Origin of the sequence: Amycolatopsis anabasis (assembly GCF_009765355.1) — a bacterium.
GTDB classification, from domain to species: Bacteria; Actinomycetota; Actinomycetes; order Mycobacteriales; family Pseudonocardiaceae; genus Amycolatopsis; species Amycolatopsis anabasis.
In genome coordinates this window covers 79603-95058 of the sequence record NZ_VTHK01000021.1, presented here as the reverse complement: position 1 = coordinate 95058, position 15456 = coordinate 79603, and the positions used below count along the sequence as shown (strand labels likewise).

Annotated in this window: 11 protein-coding genes; 3 read left to right on the top strand and 8 right to left on the bottom strand. The window is 69.2% G+C overall.

All coding sequences use genetic code 11. The annotated features are described in order from the left end of the window. Positions 1 to 2 precede the first annotated feature (2 nt). The gene (locus tag FXO23_RS26270) at positions 3 to 689 is read right to left on the bottom strand and encodes a CBS domain-containing protein (protein ID WP_158888105.1); all 687 of its coding nucleotides are present in this window, start codon (positions 687 to 689) and stop codon (positions 3 to 5) included. Next, the gene (locus FXO23_RS26265; protein WP_158888104.1) at positions 686 to 1591 is read right to left on the bottom strand and encodes a universal stress protein; all 906 of its coding nucleotides are present in this window, start codon (positions 1589 to 1591) and stop codon (positions 686 to 688) included. Before FXO23_RS26265 ends, FXO23_RS26270 begins: the two co-directional genes overlap by 4 nt. A gap of 164 nt (positions 1592 to 1755) precedes the next feature. Here FXO23_RS26265 and FXO23_RS26260 point away from each other — a divergent pair, with 164 nt between their 5' ends. Both FXO23_RS26260 and FXO23_RS26255 read left to right on the top strand, forming a co-directional pair. Then, positions 1756 to 3030, top strand: coding sequence for a SulP family inorganic anion transporter (locus FXO23_RS26260; protein WP_158888103.1), 1275 nt, complete (start codon positions 1756 to 1758; stop codon positions 3028 to 3030). Positions 3031 to 3642: 612 nt separating this feature from the next. Beyond that, entirely contained in the window at positions 3643 to 4104 is a 462-nt protein-coding gene (locus tag FXO23_RS26255; RefSeq protein ID WP_158888102.1) for a hypothetical protein, read from the top strand. A 421-nt stretch (positions 4105 to 4525) separates the two neighbouring features. On the opposite strand, the gene FXO23_RS50810 is transcribed toward FXO23_RS26255, so the two are convergent. Beyond that, complete coding sequence (locus FXO23_RS50810; RefSeq protein ID WP_179956876.1) at positions 4526 to 4756, bottom strand: hypothetical protein; 231 nt, start codon at positions 4754 to 4756, stop codon at positions 4526 to 4528. A gap of 433 nt (positions 4757 to 5189) precedes the next feature. Here FXO23_RS50810 and FXO23_RS26250 point away from each other — a divergent pair, with 433 nt between their 5' ends. Beyond that, positions 5190 to 7733: a BTAD domain-containing putative transcriptional regulator gene (locus FXO23_RS26250; protein ID WP_246257821.1), complete on the top strand. Its 2544-nt coding sequence runs from the start codon at positions 5190 to 5192 to the stop codon at positions 7731 to 7733. A 369-nt stretch (positions 7734 to 8102) separates the two neighbouring features. Here the strand turns inward: FXO23_RS26250 and FXO23_RS26245 are convergent, their stop codons facing one another. The 5 genes from FXO23_RS26245 to FXO23_RS26225 all read right to left on the bottom strand — a co-directional run bounded on the left by FXO23_RS26245 (position 8103) and on the right by FXO23_RS26225 (position 15428). Next, positions 8103 to 9155 carry an alpha/beta hydrolase gene (locus tag FXO23_RS26245; protein ID WP_158888101.1) on the bottom strand — a complete coding sequence of 351 codons (1053 nt, stop codon included), beginning with the start codon at positions 9153 to 9155 and terminating at the stop codon, positions 8103 to 8105. Further along, positions 9155 to 10717 carry a flavin-containing monooxygenase gene (locus FXO23_RS26240; RefSeq protein ID WP_158888166.1) on the bottom strand — a complete coding sequence of 521 codons (1563 nt, stop codon included), beginning with the start codon at positions 10715 to 10717 and terminating at the stop codon, positions 9155 to 9157. Before FXO23_RS26240 ends, FXO23_RS26245 begins: the two co-directional genes overlap by 1 nt. Before the next feature lie 154 nt (positions 10718 to 10871). Continuing rightward, positions 10872 to 12077 (bottom strand): PucR family transcriptional regulator, encoded by a 1206-nt coding sequence (locus FXO23_RS26235; RefSeq protein WP_246257819.1) that lies wholly within the window; start codon positions 12075 to 12077, stop codon positions 10872 to 10874. Between the two features lie 158 nt (positions 12078 to 12235). Beyond that, positions 12236 to 13048: a phytanoyl-CoA dioxygenase family protein gene (locus FXO23_RS26230; protein ID WP_218952166.1), complete on the bottom strand. Its 813-nt coding sequence runs from the start codon at positions 13046 to 13048 to the stop codon at positions 12236 to 12238. A gap of 370 nt (positions 13049 to 13418) precedes the next feature. Continuing rightward, complete coding sequence (locus tag FXO23_RS26225; RefSeq protein WP_158888098.1) at positions 13419 to 15428, bottom strand: oxidoreductase; 2010 nt, start codon at positions 15426 to 15428, stop codon at positions 13419 to 13421. Positions 15429 to 15456 lie beyond the last annotated feature (28 nt).

The following is a 15456-nucleotide window of genomic DNA, read 5'->3' as shown; positions in this document are numbered from 1 at the left end:
GGTCAGCGATCCACGGCGGCCGGGTGCGGGCCGTGGGCGTCCTGGTCGTCCCAGACGAAGTCGAGCCGGTTGCGCACGGCCACGACCCCGGGGACCCGGGCGGTCAGCAGTCCGGCCCGGTCGCATTCGCTGCGGCTGTCCAGCCTGCCGACCAGGGTGGCCACTCCGTCCTCGACGCTCACCCGCGCCTGGGCGGCATCCGCCCACAAGGCGCGGCGGAGCACGTCCCGTTCGATTTCCGCGCGGATCTGGTCGTCGGGGCGCCGGTACACCTGCAGCAGGTCACCGCGGGACAGGACCCCCACGAGCCTGCCGCGCTCGACCACGAACAAGCGCCGGAAGCCGGAACGACCCAGTTGCGCCGCCGCGGCCGCGAGGGTCTCGTCGGGTGAGACGGTCTCGATCGGCATGGTCATCAGATCGCGTGCGACCAATCCGCGGGATTTGGCCCATTCCCGGCGGGCGTGGCCGCCGGCGAGCAACCCGGGTGGCGTGCTGTCCGCGGACCGTCGCATCCGGGGCAGCAGATCGGCCTCGGACACCACGCCGACCGGTGCGCCGCGGTGGTTCACCACCGGAACCGCGCTGATGTGGTGGGCGGTGAGGAGTTCGGCGATCCGCTTGTACGGGGTGTCCAGATCCACCGTGATCGGGTCAGGAGTCATGACCGCGGCGACAGTGGGGTTCATTGATTTCCTCCATCGATGTTCGGGCGGGCGATCATCACCGGGCAGTCCGCGCGGTGCAGCAGCGCCTGGCTGGTGGAACCGAGCAGCAGACCGCCGAATCCGCCGCGGCCCCGGCTGCCGACCACCACCAACTGCGCGCTCTTGCTCCGGGTGAGCAGTTCGTGCCGAGGCCGGTCGCGCACGACCACCCGCTCCACCGGAACGTCGGGGTACTTCTCCGACCAGCCCGCGAGGCGTTCGGCCAGCAGCCGCCGTTCGGAATCGCCCAGCGGCTCCCACTCGAAATACAGCTCCGCCTCGGCGAAAACACTCGCGAAGTCCCCGTCACCCCAGGCATGCACGGCAACCAGCCCGACATCCCGCGCGGAGGCCTCGGCGAACGCGTATTCGATCGCCGGTTCGCTCGCCGGACTGCCATCGATCCCCACGACGACCGGACGATCACCGCGCGCCTCCTCCCAGCCCTCGCCGCGGACCGCCACCACCGGGCAGTGCGCGTGCGCGGCCAGGTTCACCGTGATCGATCCGGCGAGCAGACCGGTGAACTGGCCACGGCCCGACGCGCCGAGCACCAGCATCCGGGCCGACTTCGACGCCTCGACGAAATACGGCGCCGGCAGGTCCGGAACCACCTCGGTATGCAGATCGACCGTGGCCACCGATTCGGCCAGCCGCCTGGCCTCGCGCAGCAGCTTCCACCCCCGGGCCCGCAACAGGTCCTTGACACCGGGCGGCGGGGGAACCGCAGCACCGACGAAGAGATCAGGGAAGGCGGCCGCGTGCACGAGACGCAACGGCGCCCGATGCCGGGCCGCGGAGAGCGCGGCCCAACGCACCGCGTGCAGCGCCCGATCGGAACCATCCACACCCACGACGATCGCCGGGTTGCCGGTACTGGCCATGACACACTCCCGTTCCGTTCGGCAGGTCGCCCCCGACGCTATGGCGCATGCCCCGCGCGCCGCCGTGGTCGTTGGGCCTCGATCCCCGGGACTTCGGCCCTCAGCTGCGGTTGTGGTGACTTTCGCCCCTGTGTTGCGTTTCCCTGCCCGGGAAACCTCAGCTCATGAACTGGTCGGTCCGATTCCCGCGTACTGTCCGGCGCTACCGGCGGGCCTGGTTGCGCGGTGACCTGATCGGCGGGATCACGGTGGCGGCCTATCTGGTGCCGCAGGTCATGGCCTATGCCGAAGTAGCCGGCCTGCCCCCGGTGGCCGGGCTGTGGGCGATCACCGGCCCGCTGGCCGTCTATCCCTTCCTCGGGTCGTCGCGGCAGCTCTCGATCGGCCCGGAATCCACCACCGCGTTGATGACCGCCGTCGTGCTCGCGCCACTGGCCGCCGGTGACCCCGGCAGATACGCCACGCTCGCGGCCGTGCTGGCCCTGCTGGTCGGCGGGCTGTGCCTGCTCGGCTGGCTGATCCGCGTGGGCTTCCTCGCCGACCTGCTGTCCAAACCGGTGCTCGTCGGCTACATGGCCGGAATCGCGGTCCTGATGACCGCGGGCCAGCTGGGCACGACGACCGGCGTACCGATCAGCGGGGAGTCCTTCGCTGCCCAGGTCGGCTCGTTCGCCTCCGGGGCCGGCAATCCACACTGGCCCACGGTGGCACTGGCCGCCGCCGTGCTCGCGCTGCTCTTCACAGGTGACCGGTTCTGGCCGCGCGCGCCGGGCGCGCTGGTCGCCATTCTCCTCGCGACCGCGGTCGTTGCCATGTTCTCACTGCGGGAAAAAGGAATCCAGGTCGTGGGGGAGATCCCGTCCGGGCTGCCGGAACCGGCCCTGCCCGACGTCCATGCCGGAGACCTCCCAGAGCTGTTGCTGCCCGCGACCGGCATCGCGCTGGTCTCCTTCTCCGACAACGTCCTCACCGCTCGCGCCTTCGGGAGCCGCCACGGCGAGGACGTCGACGCGGGGCGGGAACTGCGGGCACTCGGTGCGGCCAACCTGACCGCCGGGTTCCTGCGTGGTTTTCCGGTGAGCTCCAGCGGCAGCCGGACCGCGCTGGCGGATGCCGCGGGAAGCAGAACGCAGCTGTACTCACTGGTCGCGCTGGCCGGGGTACTCGTCACCCTGGCGTTCGCCGGGCCGATCCTGGCTGGTTTCCCGAAGGCCGCGCTGGGCGCATTGGTGATCTACGCCGCGACCCGGCTCGTCAACCTCGGCGAATTCCACCGGATCGCGCGATTCCGGCGCAGCGAATTCCTGTTGACCCTGCTCACCACGGCGGCCGTGCTGGGCCTCGTCGGTGTCGCGTCAGGGGCGCTTCGGCGATGTCAGAGCCCGGTTTTGTGCCCGTGCCGAGTATTCCAATCTGGACGAATGGGCTTACGCCGTTGAGATGGTAGGCCTTGTGGACGCCGGATGAGCCACCGAGCGTTGTGGTGCCGGCAGAAGCGCGGACCGCCATCTGTTCCCCTCCCGTGCTGGTGTGGTAGGGGATCCGGGAAAGGCGCCCTACCCGGCAACCGCCTCCCGGACCGCGCGGCATGTCCAGACCCAGACGCAGGCTCGCCCTGGTGCTGCCTACTCATGTCTCCTACCTGATGACCTATCGACTGACGAGTTATACTGTATCGGCACTCTATCCGATAGGTGACGTACTGTCAGTAGATAGGGGATGAGTCATCTATCTAACTCCTACTCGGAACCATTCGCTCACCTGTCGGGAGACATCCACTCAGTTTTGACACACGCTCTCTCAGTTGCGCGACGACCTGCGTGAGAACCGGCTCGTCCAGTGTCCTGAGGAACGCGAATCACTCTGCCAACGCTAACCAAACCCTCCTCAGACCTCGGCGAGACCACGATCAGTCCTGGGACTCTTCCCGGTCCGGCAGCGGTTCCTGAAGCGACGCGGCAACGCCCTGAACGAGACCTGGAACAGGCCACGCCCGTTTCGGGTCTCGTCACAGACCTGGAGCAGACCCGAAGTGGTCAAGCAATGGGCAGATGCGAGCCCTCAAATGCACCACAGCAGTGCCAAATCGGTCATATTGTTGCGGCCCGGGCGACGAACTTGGCCTCCAGGTCGGCGATGCGGCGGTCTTGGAAGCGCAGGTTCGAGCGGGCGGCCGTCAGGGGCTCCTCCACGTTGCGGTTGTCGGTGGTGAGCTGGCGGAGGCGTTGCTTGAGCGTGGTGTTCTCCGTGGTGATCCGCTGGATGGCTTCCTCGGTCCATTCGGCTTGCAGGTCGCGGATTTGGGCGAGGAGTTCGCCGATGCGGGTGCGCTGGGTGAGGATCTCGACGTTGGCGGCTTTGAGGGCGTCCTCGGCGTGAGTGCCCGCTCCCGCCAGGTGGCGTGCTGGTCATCCAGGTCAGCCAGCGCCTGGCCGCGCCGCTCGTCGGCGTCCACGATGGCCGCGGCGACCGCGCTGCGCGCCTCGGGGTTGCTGGAGAGAAACGTCCCGTAAGATACCGGCACGACGGCCGACGGCAGCGATGCTGACCGGGGTCTTTTCCCGGCGTAGCCGGGAAATCGCGTCGTGGGCGCGGTCGAGGGCGGCCTGCGTGTTGCTGTTGCGGGCGGCCGCGCCGGCGGTGGCCAGGGCCTCCATCTGTGGTGTGGTCAGCTGGAGCCGGTGGGCGAGGTCGCCGACGCCGTTGCCGTCATGCTCAGCACCAAGGTGGAGAGCGCTCAACCGCGCCGGGTCTCGATTGGAACGTGCGGGGCTCAATGGAGATTCGCCGGGACCGGTTGCACCGACGGTCGGTTCACGTCCTGAGCGTCTCGCACTGACGCGTGCGTAGGCCGACAGCGGTGCAGCAGTTACTTGCGGAACGAGGCCACCTCGGGGTGCGAGCGCCTGGCCGACCCACCCGAACACATCACGGTCATTCACCTGCGTCGGCTGCAAGCCGACGCAGCCAGGCCAACGTCTCCTTGTCTGTTCGTACAACGCCAATGTCCGGTTTGTGGGGAAGTGTTGGGCCCTTCTGCGCCAACTTGAGTGTCGCGCGAGCGTTGCGGCGTTGCGCCTCCCGCTCACCGAGCAGTCCCGCGACCCGCGCGAACACCACGTTCCAGCGGAACAATTGGTCGTTGAAGGCCAGGCCTCGCTTCAACGCCGCGTCCAGGCTGACCGGCGACCTCGTGCTCTGGCTGGTCGTGGCGGTGGCGTGGGCCGGCTGGTTCTTGCTGACTCTTTCCGTCGTGGTCGAGTTGATTCGCCAGACGGGGCACGGTGTCCGTACCGCCCGCGGTCTGCTGCGCCGGGTGCCGCGTGGCCGATGGATCGCCGGACTGGTGACCGCCGTTCTCGTAGCCACCTCCGCCGGTACCGCAGGGGCATCGACAGCCCCGGCAACACCGGTTGCGGCCACCGCGCCGCCATGGCCCCACGAACATCCCGTCACGGCAGCCCGGGTCTCCGCAGCGGACACCGCGACCGACCAGACTGCGGGGACCGTCGGCGCCCCGAGCACATCGTCTCCCGCAGCAGCGGGAACGGACGACGCCGTGCCTTACACAGTGGTGCACGGCGACACCTTGTGGGACTTGGCTGAACGCCACCTCGGCCGCGGCACCCGCTACCACGAGATCGTGCGGCTCAACCCCGGCCTGCTCGCCGACAGCCCCGGCGACCTGGAACCGGGATGGACGCTGCTGTTCCCGCCGGACGCCGTCGCCTTGCCTCGTCCCGCGGACATCGCCACAGCGAGCGGGCGCACCGTCACCGTCGAGCCCACCGACACGCTCTCGGCCATCGCTGAACGCGAACTCGGCAACCCGGACGCCTGGCCCGCGATCTTCGACCTCAACGCCGGCCGCACCCAACCCGACGGCCGCGCGCTGCGCCACCCCGACCAGATCCTGCCCGGCTGGCACCTCGTCCTGCCCGCCCAGGGGGCACCACCACCCGCGCAGCCACCAGAGCAGCCCGCGACGCCACCGAACAGCCCGACACCCGCGCCCGCCCCAGAAGGCCCGGCTACCTCCGCCGAGCAGCCCGCCCCGCCGCACACACCTCGAGGAGAACAGCCGTACATGCCCGAGGCACAGCCCGGAACCGGTATCGCACTGCCGACCGGCGCGTTCGTCGGCCTCGGACTGGCTGCTCCGATCACCCTCGCGATGATCACCGTCCGACTCCGGCACCGCCGCTGGTACCACCCCGGCGCACGCGACGACGCTGACCCCGCTGGCCTCCCGGTCGTCCGCGCACTGCGCATCGCCCACGACACCACCGCGCCCCAGCAGGCCGACGACGACCCGGCCGCTGCGCCAGCACCACCCGGACACGTGCTACCGGCCGACATCCACGCCCGCAACCGAGCCCAGGCCACGGTCCGTGCTGTGCTCCCGGGACCCCAGGACACCTCGCTCGGCGTACGCGACGGGCACGCCATCGCGCTCGACCTCGCCAACACGCGGGGACTGGGACTCACCGGTCCCGGTGCCCACGCCGCCGCACGGGCCTTGATCATGACCCTGCTCGCGCAGGCCACCAGCGACGGCCTCGACGCCATGATCGTGATGCCCGCCGACGACGCCCGCGCGCTCTTCGGACACGACCTGGCGGATCCCGTCCCGGACCGGCTGCGCATCGTCGATGACCTGCCCGCAGCGCTGGCGACGTTGGAAGCCGAGCTGGTCGCCCGCACCGACACCGGCGACCTCGCGCGGGACGACCCACCAGCGAACACGGCGCACCCGCACAACGTCATAGGGCCTGCCGTGGTGGTGGCCACGCCAAACGCGGACACGAACCGGCGCGCGCACGCCGTCCTCGACAACGGCTCCCACCTCGGTCTGGCTGGCGTGTTCCTCGGCCCCTGGCACCCCGGCGGCACCGTGCGCGTGCGCGACGACGGCACCGTCGAAGCGACCAGCCCCACCCTGAGCGAAGACCTGGCCGGCGCTCGACTGTTCACATTGCCGGACGCCGATGCCCGTGCCCTGCTCACACTCCTGCACGCGGCCGAGCCCGGCAGCGACGACCCGATCCGAGACCGCACCGTCGCCAGCAGCGCCGCGGAACCAGGCACACAGCGGCAAAGCCGGGCCGAGAGCACGACGGCGAATGCCGAGGCACTCGCATTCGAGTACGAGTTCACTACGGCACCCGACGCCGCAGCCGCGACCCCACAGACGGAGACCGCCAGCGACAACCGCGGCGAGTACCCGACGACTGGACCGTCCGGACAGGCTGAATCAGAAACGACCGAGCCATCCCCGACGGAGGTCAGCAACCACCCGCGCCCCTCGGCCGCCCGGCGGGACGACAACCCCACGACCGCGCCGCGCCCGGCCACAGATCCGGCCCCGGCCCCGCCGCTGCATCTGCAGGTGCTCGGCCGGCTGCACCTGACCAGAGTCGACCCCGAACTCCGTGACCTCATCGACGGCCTCGCTCCGCGGCAACGCGAGATCCTGGTCTACCTGGCGCTACACCGTGACGGGTGCCGACGCGAAACCCTCAGCGCCGCGCTCTGGCCGGACGCGCCCGGCGAACGTCCCTACAACAGCTTCCACGCGACCCTGTCCCAGCTACGCCGCGGCCTTCGCCGGGCAAGCAACGACGACACCCTCGACCTCATCGTCAACCAGGACAGCCACTACCGGCTCGACCAGACGATCCTGACCACCGACCTCTGGCGGATCCAGGACGCCATCACCGCCAGCCGCCAAGCCCCGGCAACAGAGGCCGTCGCGGCGGCGAATCGCGTCACCGAGCTGTACCGCGGAGACCTCGCCGAAGGCATCACCGCGGACTGGATCGACGGGCCCCGCGAGGCACTCCGGCGCGACGTCCTCGACGCGCTCAGCACCCTGATCCGCAAGATCAGAACCGATAGCCCCGAACAGGCACTCGCTCTGCCGGAACAAGCCCGCCACCTCGACCCCTACAACGAGGCGATCTACCGCGACCTCATGCGCCTGCAAGCGCGACTCGGCCGGCACGACAGCATCCCGCGCACGCTGCACCTGCTCACCACATCGCTGGCCGATCTCGACCAACGCCCCGCCCCAAGCACGCTCAGCCTCACGGACGCCCTGCAACAGCCGAGAAAGCACATCTCCAACCGGCAAGCCAGCTAACGAACCCAGCGTCTCACACAGGAGAGTGCCGCGATTTTCATTGCGGCCGAGCAGTTTCCAAAGGTCAGCTCGGAAAGTTGCCCTTCACGAGCCGACCTGGCTATGCCGGGCTAATTCCTCGCAAATACTTGAACGTAGTGACAAGACTCTATCCGTGTATCCCGGCAAGAAGCGGTGGCAGCCGAGCAGGAGATCCGCAGCAGGACTTGAGGTCGATGCTCTTCCGCGTGTGCAATAGGAACGGGTCGGCAGCAGGAGCCGGTTGACCTCTCGCCTGTAGGGTTTCACCGCGGCGTGTTGGTCTTGTTTCACCTGGTGGTGTTTCGGACGGCGGAGGCGGTACCGGCTCCGGTGAGTGCGGTTCGACGCTCACGACGTCCCGGCTGTTTGCAGTGCCTTGCCGATGGTCCGAGCAATGCGCTCGACGGCGAGCTTGCTCGTTCTGCTGATGGCGGTGAACGAGATGAATCCGTGCACAAGCCCGCCCTCGCGCAAAACCTCGGCCGATACTCCGGCGCGGAGAAGGGCCGCGGCGTACTCTTCGCCCTCGTCGCGCAGCGGGTCGAACCCTGCTACGACGATTACGGCCGGGGCGACGCCCGCTAGGCCCGCCGCCAGCAGCGGCGACACGCGGGGGTCCGACCGGTCGGATTTTGAAGCCAGATAGTGATGGGTGAACCACTCGAGCTGTTTCGCCGTCAGGGCCGGCGAACTCTCGAACTCGTCGTGCGAGGGGCGGCGGGTCGAGACGTCGACGACGGGGTAAATCAGGACCTGCAGCAGCGGCTCGATCTTCCGGCCGCGCAGGTGCTGGCTGAGCACTGCGGCGATATTTCCTCCCGCGCTGTCGCCGGCCACCACGATGCGGCGGGGGTCGATGCCCCATTGAGGTGCTTGGGCCACTGCGTATTCCCACGCCGCGAGTGCGTCCTCGTGCGCTGCGGGGAAGGGGTGTTCGGGCGCGAGCCGGTATTCGACGGACAGCACCTCGGCGCCCGATTCGAGGGCGAGGAGCTTCGCCGGCGTCTCGTAGCTCGCCCGGCTGCCGAGCACGAACCCGCCGCCGTGGAAGAACAGGATCAGGCCGCGTGCCTCGCGGCCTGCCCGGTACCGGGTGCCGAGCAGGCCGTCGGCCAAGACGACCTCTTCCTCGACCTCGAACGCGCCGAGGCGTTCCGCGAACAGGATCGATTCGGTCTCGACCGCGGCGCGGGCGTCCGCCGGTGCGAGGTCGCTGTAGTCGTCCGCTTTCGCTGTCGCGCTCATGAGCAGGGCTATCTCGGGCGCCATTTCCTCGCCTGCGGTGTTCACCGGTGGCTTGGCAATACGGCGAAGGAGGGTGTGCGGAACCCGGCCGAGGCCGATGGCGAGTGTGCGTTGCATCCGTTGGGAGACGGTGAATCGCGTCGTCGGGTTGGTCATTACTGCGCTCCGACCGAGCGGTCCGCGTCGGTCCGCTGCTGTCCGTTCGGGCTGTGCGGCGGACTCGGCACGCGTGCGGCGGAGTTCGTGAAGCGCAGTCCTTCGTCGAACAGTTTCCCCTTGAGCGCCTTCGTGTCCAGCCTGAAGGCGGTCAGCATGCGCCAGGGCCATTTCGTGCCCTGGCGCGGGAACTCGTCCTGGGAGCGCAGCACGTAGTTCGACGAGAGGTCGAGCAGGTGCTCGGTGCGGAGCCCGGCGGGGAATTCCGGCACGACGACGTCGTGGCCTTGCTCGTCCATATGCCGCATGAGATCGCGGAGGTAACGGCAGAGTAACCCGATCCGCAAGGTCCACGACTGCTTCGTGTAGCCCAGCAGCACGGCCCAGTTCGGGATGCCGGAGAAGAGAACTCCCCGGTATGTCACGGAATCGGCAAGTGACACCTGCTCGCCGTCGACCGTCAGCGGAATTCCGCCGAAGAAGCGCAGGTTGAATCCCGTCGCCGTCACGATGACGTCGGCCTCGAGTTCCTGGCCGGACTCCAGGAGGATGCCTTTCGGGGTGAACCGCACAATCCGGTCGGTCACGACGGAAGCGCGGCCGTCGCTGATCGCCTCGAAGAATTCGTTGTCCGGGGTCACGCACAAGCGCTGGTCCCACGGGTTGTACGGCGGGTTGAAGTGCGTGTCGACGTCGAAACCCTGGGGCAGCGCCTTGCGGGTGTAGTACCGGATGAGTGCGCGGCCGGCGCGGGGGAAGGCGCGCACCGACCGAACGATCGCTTGGTCGAGCCAGATGTTCTTGCGGCGCGTCGCCGCGTAGCCGCGGTCGGCGCCGAGCACGCGGGTCAGCCGCAGCGCGAGCGCGTCCTTGCGGGGCAACGACATGACGTAGCTGGGAGTCCGCTGCAGCATCGTGACGTGTGCGGCCGCTCCCGAGCCGAGGGTCATGGCCGGTGTCATCGTGACCGCGGTGGCCCCGCTGCCGATGATGACGACCTTCTTCCCGGAGTAGTCGTAGTTCTCGGGCCAGTGCTGCGGGTGCAGGACGTCGCCGGCGAAGTCGTCGCGACCTTCGAACTGTGGCGTGTAGCCCTGGTCGTAGCGGTAGTAGCCGGTCGCGCCGATCACCCACCGGGCCTTGACCGCGATGCGCGAGGTCGTCCCGTCGTCGGCTGTGACGTCGACCTGGAGCGTCCAGCGCGCCTCGGCGCTCGACCAGTCGGCCGCGACCACCTGGTGGCGCAGCCGGATCACCCGTCCGAGGTCGAACTCGTCGACGGTCTCCTGGAGATAGTCGCGGATCAGATAGCCTTCGGCGATCGCGCTCTCGTGCCGCCACGGCTTGAACTCGTAGCCGTACGTGTGGAGATCGGAGTCCGAACGGATGCCGGGGTAACGGAACAGGTCCCAGGTTCCGCCGATGCGTTCCCTGCCCTCGAACACCAGAACCGTCTTGCCCGGAAATGCCTCGGTCAGGTATCGCGCGGCGCCGATTCCCGAGATGCCGGCGCCGACGATGGCTACGTCGACGACTTCTTCATCCTGTTCAGTGCTCTTCATAACCGCGCTTCCTTGCCTGGTCGGTGAGGACTGAGCAGCTATCGTGCAGTCGCCGCCGTATTGCTTTCCAGACACTTCTGGCCCAGGAAATCGTCCCGGACGGTGCATGATGCACCACTGGCCGGCTGCCGATTCCGGCACTGCCGGAATCGGCCTACTCGACGGCCGGGTGGTCCTCGCGGAGTTCGACGAGCCGGAGCGCCGTCGCGACGCTGGCGGCGTCGTCGGAGAGGGGGCGCGGCAGCAGCGCCTTGGCTCGGACGAGCCTGCGGTCGATCGTGTTGCGGTGCGCGAAGAGCCGGTCGGCCGTGTTCGAGACGTTGAATCCCTCGTCGACGTAGGTCCGCAGCGCGTGCCGGAGGGAGGCGTCCGCGGCGGCCAGTTCGCCCAGCGTCGCAGACACGAACCGGTCGGCCTGCGCGGTATCGGTCGTGAGGAGATCGAGCAGGTGGACGTCTTCGTAACGCACGACCCGGCGTGGCGACCGCACTCGCGCGAGGAGCCGCTGAGCGGCGGCGGCGTCGAGGTGGCTCGAACGGAACCCGGTGACGTCGGCCTGCGGCCTGCCCAATGCGACACGCACTCCGGGCAGGCCCTTGAGAACGTCGAGGATTGGAGCGACGGCGGGAACTTCCGGGACCGGGAGCCACAACCAGAGCGCGGCGGTGCTGGCAACCAGGGTCAGACGGCGCGTGGCGCCCGCGACCCTCATGACGTACTCCGCGGCCCGCTCCAGGTGGTGCGCGTCGTCGTTCGCGTCCGTCCAGGCGATGGCCGCTACATGTGGTCCGGTAAGGGCGTAGCCCAGCTGAGCTTCGGCCCGGGCGCGGTCCAGCGGAGCGCCTTCGATGAGAAGCTGGACTGTGGAGTGCCGCTCCGCCTGCATTCCTGATGCGAGTTCTGCCCGGACCTCGTCGGCGTAGGTGAGAACGGCGGCAATGGAGTCGTCGACGTACTGCGTGAGCGACGTCGCTGAGATTTCGACCAGTTCGCGGAGCTCCGCGGGATCCGACGTCGCGGCGAAGCAAGCGTCAAGCCAGATTTCCCACGCGGCGCGCTGCGAGGCTCGCCATCCTTCCAATTCGTCCGCGTCCAGCCCGCGCAGGACAAGGTCCCGGGCATAGATGAGCATTTCGGTGTCTTTGGCGGGCGGAACCCGGCGGCCCGGGGACTGGAAGTTGGACATGAGCCATTGCGTGAGGCCCGAGGCGTTGAGCCGCCGGTCCGCTTGGGCCAGCACCGGATCGTCCACGTACTCGTGCTGGCGAGCGCCGCTCAGCGATGCCGCCCAGAGTTTGTCGATCACGTCGTCGCGCACCGGGAGGAGCTGCTCCGCGAGATCACGGATCAGTTCGCTCACCCGGGAGGACGGCGGTGGCCACAACTCGTTCATGGCGTCGTCAGCATAGACCGTCGGCCGGCCGTTCCCGGACGTTCGGCGGGCGTCGGCGTCGTTTTCGGCGGGGTTCGCCCGGCGGGACCACGTCGGGAACCGTCCGCTTCCCGCCGGGCGTGCGCTCACAGGCCGAGGTAGTCGGCGAGTTCGCTGTAGTCCACCTGCCACAGTCCGGGCGAGCCGGTCGGGTACTGCGACCGGAAGCCGATGAGGCTTTGCACCCGCGGCGAGAGCGATGCGGCACGCTCGCGGTCGATCAGGAACGGATGCGCCTCCTCGCCGACGAGGTAGCCGGGATTGAGCGCGAAGCTCAGCGCTCGGCGGTACTCGTCGGTTGTCCGGTTGGCGCCGCCGCCGTGGGCCGTCTTGCCGCTGAAGAACAGGGCGTCGCCGGGCTCCATCTCGGCGGGGACGGTCTGCTCGGGTGTCCCGCGGTCCTCGAAGTCCGGCCACCGGTGGCTCCCCGGGATGACCCGGGTGGCGCCGTTGCTGTCGGTGAAGTCGGTGAGAGCGATGAGGAAGTTGATGATGACCTCGGGCCCCGACGGTCCCATGCCGACGAACGGGAACCAGTTCTCGAGATCGCGGTGCAGCATCTGCGCGGTGTTTCCGGGACCGATTTCGATCACCTGCGCGGTCGTGAGCCAGTAGGTGCCCGACTCCTCCAGGAAGACGGCGTCCGCCAAGGCGTGCACGAGGTCGTGGTCGACCACCTCGCGTGCGAACGTGTCACTGCGGGTCACCAGGTTGGTGAGCCGCTTCGTGTTCCTTCCGTGGAACTCCGCGACCAGTTCGTCCTCGTGCCTGGACCCGGGAGCCAGCGCCTGGAGGTCCGATTCGATCTCCCCGTTGAAGCGATCGACCTGCTCGGGGTTGAGCAGCCCTTTGATGATGACTCCGCCGTCTTCGCGGAACACCGAGAGGATCTCTTCCACAGGCGCCGAGCGGGGGACGCTACGCAATTTGGCAATTTCTGTCGTCGACAATGTGCACTCCTTGAAATAGGCGACGCCGACTCGGAAGCCGCGACAGCGACTTCGCTGCGTCGTGTGATCCGCGTCTCTACGGTGCGCCGACGCAGGGGTGTACTTCTACGGCACAGCGCCCCGCGATCCGCGCAGTGCCGGTGCACGGTGCACCACCGCGGAGCGCCAGGTCTCCTGTTTGGACGACGAAGTGCACCGTGGCCGATGCGCGAGGCAGCGACCGGCACCATGCTCCGGCCACACCAGACCGACCTCCCGGCTCCTCGTGGACGTTTCGCCCGGGACGGACGAGCGCCTTGTGCGCCACCGCGGCAGCGGACTACAGGGTCACGGCAAGATCGAACGCGCCATGGACCGCTCCCTCGATGCGGTGGGGATGCAGCACGTCGCCGACGACGCGGACGTCGACCTGGGCCGCCAGCTCGTCCAGGAGTTCTGCTCGCGGTTCTGTCCAGGTGTGGACCACGTGGTCCGCTGGGACGGCGAGAGTCTCCTGCGCCACGCGGGCAGCGGCGGCGTCACCGCGCTGGTTGAACGTCATGGTCGTCAGTTCCGCATCACGGCAGAGCAGCTGGCCCGCCGCCGGGTCCCACCGCACGGCGCGGAGCGACGGCCTGATGGACACGCCGGCGTCGCGCAGCCGGACGAGAAGGTCGTGCCGGACCTCCGGCTCGACCAGCTCGCCCGGCCCGGGCCGCGCGGTCAGGAGCTGAACCTGACACCCCTGCCCGGCAGCCGCGAGCGCGGCGGACATTCCCTCGGTGCGATCGGAGTCGTCGACGACGACCACCGTCCCGGCGAGTCGCGGACGACCGGCGACGACGTCCGCGGCCCCGAGAACCCGAGGGTCGTCCTCGCCGGCCCACGGCGGCGTCGCCTCGGACGCACCCGTCGCGAGCACGACGACCGACGGCTCGAACTTCAGCACGGCCCGCGCGTCCGCCATCTGGCGAAGGCGCACGTCGACGCCGAGCCTCCGAACCTCGTTGCCCAGCCAGTCGACCGCGTCGACCAGGCCCTCCCTGCCGTCGGTCCGCGCGGCCACGCGGACGGCCCCGCCCAGCTCGGCGCGTTCGTCGAGCAAGGTCACGTCGTGTCCGCGCAGCGCGCTGACCCGCGCCGCTTCGAGACCCGCCGGTCCGCCGCCGACCACCACGACGCGGCGGGGAGCGTCGCTGGGGCGGGTGTCCAGGTCGCGCGCGACCCGTTCGCGTCCGGTGACCGCGTTGTACACGCATTTGACGTTGCGGTGGCGTTCCAGTTCTCCGAGGCACATCTGGACGCATCCGATGCACGGCCTGATCTCGTCAGTCCGTCCTTCGAGGATCTTCCGGACGAGGGCGGGGTCGGCGATGTGCGCCCTGGTCATTCCGACGAGGTCGGCGTCGCCGTCCGCCACCGCTTGAGCGGCCATTGCCGGATCTGTGATGCGGCCGACCCCGCACACCGGCAGATCGACGGCTGCGCGGACCGCCCGGGCGTAGGGCAGGTAGCACCCGCGGGGCGCGGCCATCGTGGGGACGACCGAGCCGCCGAAGTTCGCCGAGACGTTCAGCAGGTCGGCGAGTCCCGTCTCGGCGATGCGCTGGTCGATGTCCAGCCACATCCGCTGGGTCAGCGAACCGGGCGCCTCGTCCGACCCGTTGACCCGGACCGCCACCAGGCCGCGCGGGACGGCCTCGCGCACGGCCTCGAGCACCTCCCGGCAGAAGCGGAAACGTCCGTCGTCGTCGCGCCCGTAGGCGTCGTCGCGCTGGTTGGTCAGGGGCGAGAGGAACTGGTTGAGCAGAAGTCCGTGCCCGGCCGAGATCTCGACGCCGTCGAACCCGGAAGCCATCGCCCGGCCTGCCGCGCTCTTGAAGGCGTCCACGATCGTCCGGATCTCGGCGGCGCTCATCGCGTGCGGCATGCTGCCCCACGAGTGATGGGAGACCTGGGACGCCGACCAGGCCGGGCCGGTCCCGCCGTCGGTGCGCGCGCCCATGTGCCCCAGCTGGGCCAGGACGAGACCGCCGTTCTCGTGGACCGCGGCGGCCAGGGCTTCGTACCGCGGGCGGATGCGGTCGTCGAAGTTCCGGTAGATCCCGTACGGCGTCGGCGACGACGGATGCACCGCGGCGAGCCCCATCGTGATCATCGCGGCCCCGCCGCGGGCCCGCTCCGCGTGATAGGCGACGTCGTCGTCGGTGGGATGCCCGAGGCGGTCGATGTTGTGCGTCGTGTGGGCTGTGACGACGATGCGGTTGCGCAAGGTCGCCGCCCCGATTCGGAGCGGCGTCAGCACGGGAGCGAAGGCGGACGGGGCGCGACCGGTGATTGGCGACGGCATGACTGACTCCTGGACATGGACGATGCGC

What these genes read in the sequence shown, in the direction of transcription:
- FXO23_RS26270 (WP_158888105.1), bottom strand. Translation starts at nt 689, where the DNA reads ATGAACCCCACTGTCGCCGCGGTCATGACTCCTGACCCGATCACGGTG.
- FXO23_RS26265 (WP_158888104.1), bottom strand. Translation starts at nt 1,591, where the DNA reads ATGGCCAGTACCGGCAACCCGGCGATCGTCGTGGGTGTGGATGGTTCC.
- FXO23_RS26260 (WP_158888103.1), top strand. Translation starts at nt 1,756, where the DNA reads ATGAACTGGTCGGTCCGATTCCCGCGTACTGTCCGGCGCTACCGGCGG.
- FXO23_RS26255 (WP_158888102.1), top strand. Translation starts at nt 3,643, where the DNA reads ATGCGAGCCCTCAAATGCACCACAGCAGTGCCAAATCGGTCATATTGT.
- FXO23_RS26245 (WP_158888101.1), bottom strand. Translation starts at nt 9,155, where the DNA reads ATGACCAACCCGACGACGCGATTCACCGTCTCCCAACGGATGCAACGC.
- FXO23_RS26240 (WP_158888166.1), bottom strand. Translation starts at nt 10,717, where the DNA reads ATGAAGAGCACTGAACAGGATGAAGAAGTCGTCGACGTAGCCATCGTC.
- FXO23_RS26225 (WP_158888098.1), bottom strand. Translation starts at nt 15,428, where the DNA reads ATGCCGTCGCCAATCACCGGTCGCGCCCCGTCCGCCTTCGCTCCCGTG.